The sequence below is a fragment of the Mesotoga infera genome (assembly GCA_011045915.1).
Classification (GTDB): Bacteria; Thermotogota; Thermotogae; order Petrotogales; family Kosmotogaceae; genus Mesotoga; species Mesotoga infera_D.
The window spans coordinates 1-4417 of sequence record DSBT01000006.1 but is presented as its reverse complement, the minus strand read 5'-3'; the positions used below and the strand labels follow the sequence as shown (position 1 = coordinate 4417).

6 protein-coding genes are annotated in these 4417 nt (G+C 47.1%); 4 read left to right on the top strand and 2 right to left on the bottom strand.

The features are described 5' to 3' along the window. The 4 genes from ENN47_00175 to ENN47_00160 all read left to right on the top strand — a co-directional run. Positions 1–333 (top strand): beta-N-acetylhexosaminidase (locus ENN47_00175; GenBank protein HDP76606.1); only part of this gene is annotated, 333 nt, incomplete at its 5' end. Position 334: 1 nt separating this feature from the next. Further along, entirely contained in the window at positions 335–1243 is a 909-nt protein-coding gene (murQ, locus tag ENN47_00170; GenBank protein HDP76605.1) for an N-acetylmuramic acid 6-phosphate etherase, read from the top strand. Further along, a complete protein-coding gene (locus tag ENN47_00165) occupies positions 1240–1965 on the top strand; it encodes a GntR family transcriptional regulator (GenBank protein ID HDP76604.1) in 726 nt (241 codons plus the stop codon). The genes murQ and ENN47_00165 overlap by 4 nt, the downstream gene beginning before the upstream one ends. Next, positions 1962–2828, top strand: coding sequence for an ATPase (locus ENN47_00160; GenBank protein ID HDP76603.1), 867 nt, complete (start codon positions 1962–1964; stop codon positions 2826–2828). The genes ENN47_00165 and ENN47_00160 overlap by 4 nt, the downstream gene beginning before the upstream one ends. Here ENN47_00160 and ENN47_00155 read toward each other — a convergent pair. After that, entirely contained in the window at positions 2815–3990 is a 1176-nt protein-coding gene (locus ENN47_00155) for a DUF1343 domain-containing protein (GenBank protein HDP76602.1), read from the bottom strand. The genes ENN47_00160 and ENN47_00155 overlap by 14 nt on opposite strands. A gap of 10 nt (positions 3991–4000) precedes the next feature. Further along, on the bottom strand, positions 4001–4417 hold a 417-nt coding region (locus tag ENN47_00150), incomplete at its 5' end, for a carbohydrate ABC transporter permease (protein HDP76601.1).

The window sequence follows — 4417 nt, the reverse complement described above, 5'->3', positions numbered from 1 at the left end:
TGCCCGATAATTGACTTCTCGGCCAATTTGACCGTTGAAGAAGCGGACAGACTGGCTGCCAATACTCCTGGAAAGGGTGTGAGGCTGGTCTTTACGGAGAACGCTCACCTTCACGAAGGTCAGAGAGAGCTTCTCTTGAAGCTTTCGCAAAGAACGGGAAGAACACTGGTAATCGCATTGAGAAATCCATACGATGCTTTCCTGAAAGGCGTTAAGAACTGCGTAATCAGCTACGGTTACGAAGCGGTTTCGCAAAGGAGCCTTAAGAAGGTTCTATGCGGCACGATCAAAACGCAAGGAAAACTTCCGGTAAGGATACCGCAGGAGGTCTAATGTGAAGTTTCATCAACTTGAGACAGAGGGATCTAATCCCAGAACGAAAAATCTTGATGAACTATCGACGTATGAGATGCTTAGGATTATGAACGAAGAGGATGCGACAGTTCCACTGTCTGTTAGAGAAGTTCTAAATGAAGTCGCCTCTGCGGTTGAGTTGTGCGTGAGGTCTCTAGAACTTGGAGGAAGAATTGTCTATGCCGGGGCAGGCACGAGCGGACGTCTTGGCGTCCTTGATGCAGCGGAGGTCGTTCCCACTTTTGGGGTTTCGAAAGATCTGTTCGTAACTATGATAGCCGGGGGCCAGGAAGCTCTCGCAAACGCCGTCGAGCAAGCCGAGGACAGCATCGAGTTAGGCGAGGAAGAGGCAAGAAAGGAAAGTATAACTGAAAAGGACGCGGTAGTAGGGATCTCGGCATCGGGACGGACGCCTTATGTGGAAGGAATACTGAAGTACGCGAGAAAGCAGGGAGCCCGAACTATCTTGATATGCAATGTGGGAACTCCCCGGCTTACAGAGCTTGCCGATGTTACGATAGCTGTCAGGACCGGTCCCGAAGTCATTACGGGCAGTACAAGGCTGAAGGCTGGTACGGCTCAGAAGATGGTCTTGAATATGATCAGCACGATCACGATGGTTAAGGTTGGCAGAGTCTTTGGGAACTACATGATAGGGGTAAAGATCCTCAATCGAAAGTTGGTGGATAGAGCAACTAGAATAGTTTCTGAGATTAGCGATCTCTCTTACGAAGAATCGGAGAAGATACTTGAAGCCTCAGGCAGAGAGGTCCCCCTTGCGATTCTCATGGCCCTTACGGGACTCGGTAAGGAAAAGTGCGAGGAGTCGCTCAAAAATAATAGAGGCCATGTGCGCTCGGCTCTCAAAGAACTGGGAAGAGTGAGTTGAGAGAAACCGGTACACCGGTTTACTACCGGATTTATAAGGAGTTGAAGCATCGAATAAGTAAGGGAGTCTATTCGAAGAAGATTCCAACCGAAAAGGAACTATGCAATGAATTCGGCGTAAGTAGGCTTACTCTGAGAAGAGCACTTGACGAGCTCAAGAGAGAGGCAGTAATTGAGTCTTCGAAGGGTCGTGGTACATTCGTTGTTGAACAGAAACACGAAGAGAGCATAAGCGAGCTAACAGGGTTCACTGAAGAGGCAGCTAGAGAAAAACTTAGGGCCAGCTCAATAGTGTTGAGTGTTGGGCTTGTTGTTCCTCCTGATGATATTGCTAAAAACTTCGGTGTTCCAACCGATGGTATGGTAGTGTTTCTACATAGAGTGAGATATCTGAATGACGAACCCTACGGAATTGAGATGGCTTACTTGAATCCTCTGGCAGATATCAGGATCCTCAACATAGTCAGCAGAGATATGAGTGTAGAGTCTCTGTATGCTATTCTAAAGAATGAGCTGTCATTAGTCCTTGATTACGCTCAGGAAAACATTGAAGTCTGCAGACTTTCCAAAGAAGAGGCATTTCATCTTAATGTAGAAGAGGGAAGTTACGGCATAGCTCGTGAAAGACAGACATTTACAAATAGGAACCTTTGCGTTGAAGTAGTCAAATCAGTATACAGAGGGGATCGTTACAGACTAAAGGTAGTGAGGAGAGTAGAATGAGCAAGAAGATACTTGCAATGGACGGCGGCGGAACTAGTCTTAGGGTAACTGCCATTTCAAGTGAAGGAAAGAAAAGGAAGAGTTATAGCACGGGAGTGAATATTACTGCAGTTAGTTCCAGTAATCTTATATCGATCTTCTCATTAGTCCGCGACGATATTTGGATTCCGGACGTCATACTTGCTGCGTTCTCCGGTGCCGGAGACAGAATCCGCGAAGGAAAGTTGAGACAGGCATTGGAATCTGTTTTCAGAGACTCGGAAATTGAGGTAATTATGGATATTGAAGGTCTTTACAGAGCTGCGGTTGGCGAAGAAAGAGGTGTCGTTGTTGTTTCAGGTACTGGCTCAACGGTTTATGGTCATGACCATGCAGGTGTAGCGGTTAAATCCGGCGGTTGGGGACACATTTTTGATGATGAGGGAAGCGCTTACTGGATCTCTAAAGAGCTGATCGCCGCTTCTCTAAAGTACAGGGATGGACTTATTCCTCACGATCCCGTTTTCGATCAACTTGTCCAGTTCTTTGAAACAGATAACATAGAAGAGCTCGTCAATCTCACGCTTCTACCCGACATGAAGACAAAGATTGCTTCTTTTAGTAAAGTTGCTCTGAAAGATCCCTCCGAATTGGTTAAGATCGTAGCGGATAAAGGGATCGGAATACTTGCCAAGAGAACCCTCAGAGTTCTTGAAAGAACTGGAGAGGTTGACACAATACACACCTTCGGCGGCTCTTTTGCTTCCGCCTATTACAACGAAAGATTCTCAAAGATGATAAACAGTCACAGAACCTCGCTTTTCACCGGAAATGTTGATGAGATACTAGCCGAGCAGATGTTTGAGAAGCTCAATAGATCCTGAACTCTTTCACCAGATTCTCGAACTCTATTTGCTCATCTTTCCACAGTCCGGAAAGTTCGGCGGCCGTTGCTCCTTCCAGGAGCCTTTCTCTGTAATGCTCGTCTCCCATAATCAGGTCGAAATGGTACCTGCCGTCCCACATCTTGTTTAGGGGAATGCTGGTCCCGTGATAATGAACATCCCAGTCGAATTTTTCCGGCCAAAGCTTCATGAGAGTGGCAATGATGTCAAGAGCAAGTTCCAGTGGTTTGATTGCGTTTCTATCCGTAACATAGAACTCGAGGCCATTACATGGCTGGTCGTGCAGCTTGAATGCTCCGGGAATGAAACTCCTCTCTCTGAAGGAAACACCGGGATGATCATGCTCTTTCAGTTCCTTATAAAGCGGCGCCGAGTCGATCCATGGCGCTCCTATGTATTTGAATGGATGGACGGTACCGCGCCCCATGGATAGGTTCGTGCCCTCAAATAGGCAGAAGCCCGAGTAGAGTATTGCGTGCTCTAGCGAGGGTATGTTCGGGGAAGGCGTGCTCCAAAGGTGGCCGGTTTCGTCATAGTACATATACTTCTCGTAATTCTCCATCGGAACTACTGTAAGATCCGCGCCGATATCGAAGACCTTGTTGAAGTACTTTGCCACCTCACCAACGGTCATGCCATATCTCAAGGCAAGACCATACCCTCCAACAATGCTGTCTAGCCTCTTCTTTATTGTGGGGCCCACGATCTTACTTGAAAGCGGGTCCGGCCTGTCGAGAACAACTACCTCTATCCCCCTTTTCGAGCACTCCTCCATTGAATAGACAAGAGAATAGAGATACGTATAAAATCGGAGTCCAACATCTTGAATATCATAAATGAAGGCATCAATTCCGGAAAGCATTTCCTCTGTTGGTCGTATAACATCTCCGAAGAGAGAGTAGATCGGTATTTCATACTTTGGGTCCACTGCGTTGTCGACGCTAACTCCATCGGCTGCGGCTCCCGAGATACCGTGTTCGGGTCCGAACAACTTCACGATGTTAAATCCACCGTTCAGCATCAGGTCAACATTGATTTTCAGATCTCCATTTACGCCGCTCGAGTTTGTCAGCAACCCGATCCGTTCCTTTCTTAGTTTGTCGCTATCTATGAGACAGTCGATTCCAAGCTTAACTTTCATGCCCGGCACCTCACTTTATTGCTCCCTGCGTCATACCCGTTATGAACTGCCTGGAGAACAACAGGAAGAGTATTATCGTTGGAGCGACGGCCAGCGTAAGTCCTGAGAACAACAGATGCCACTGGTTTACATACTCCCCGAAGAAGATCGAAACGGCTAGAGTGATCGTCGCCTTCGATCTGTCCGTAATGAAAATAAGCGGGAAGAAGAAATCGTTCCATACGTTTACGAAGCTTACGATAGACACTATGGAAAGGGCGGGTTTTATGAGGGGAAGAACGACTCTCCAGTATATCTGCATCGGAGAAGCGCCGTCGATTCTAGCTGCTTCTGAAAGCTCGTTCGGGACTCCGTCAATGAAATTCTTCAGAAGAAACACGGAGAACGGGATATTGATTGAAGTGTAGATTATTATCAGTCCCAGAAG

Bases quoted from the DNA above. Each gene is read 5' to 3' on its own strand.
- ENN47_00160 (HDP76603.1), top strand. From the start codon at position 1,962: ATGAGCAAGAAGATACTTGCAATGGACGGCGGCGGAACTAGTCTTAGG.
- ENN47_00155 (HDP76602.1), bottom strand. From the start codon at position 3,990: ATGAAAGTTAAGCTTGGAATCGACTGTCTCATAGATAGCGACAAACTA.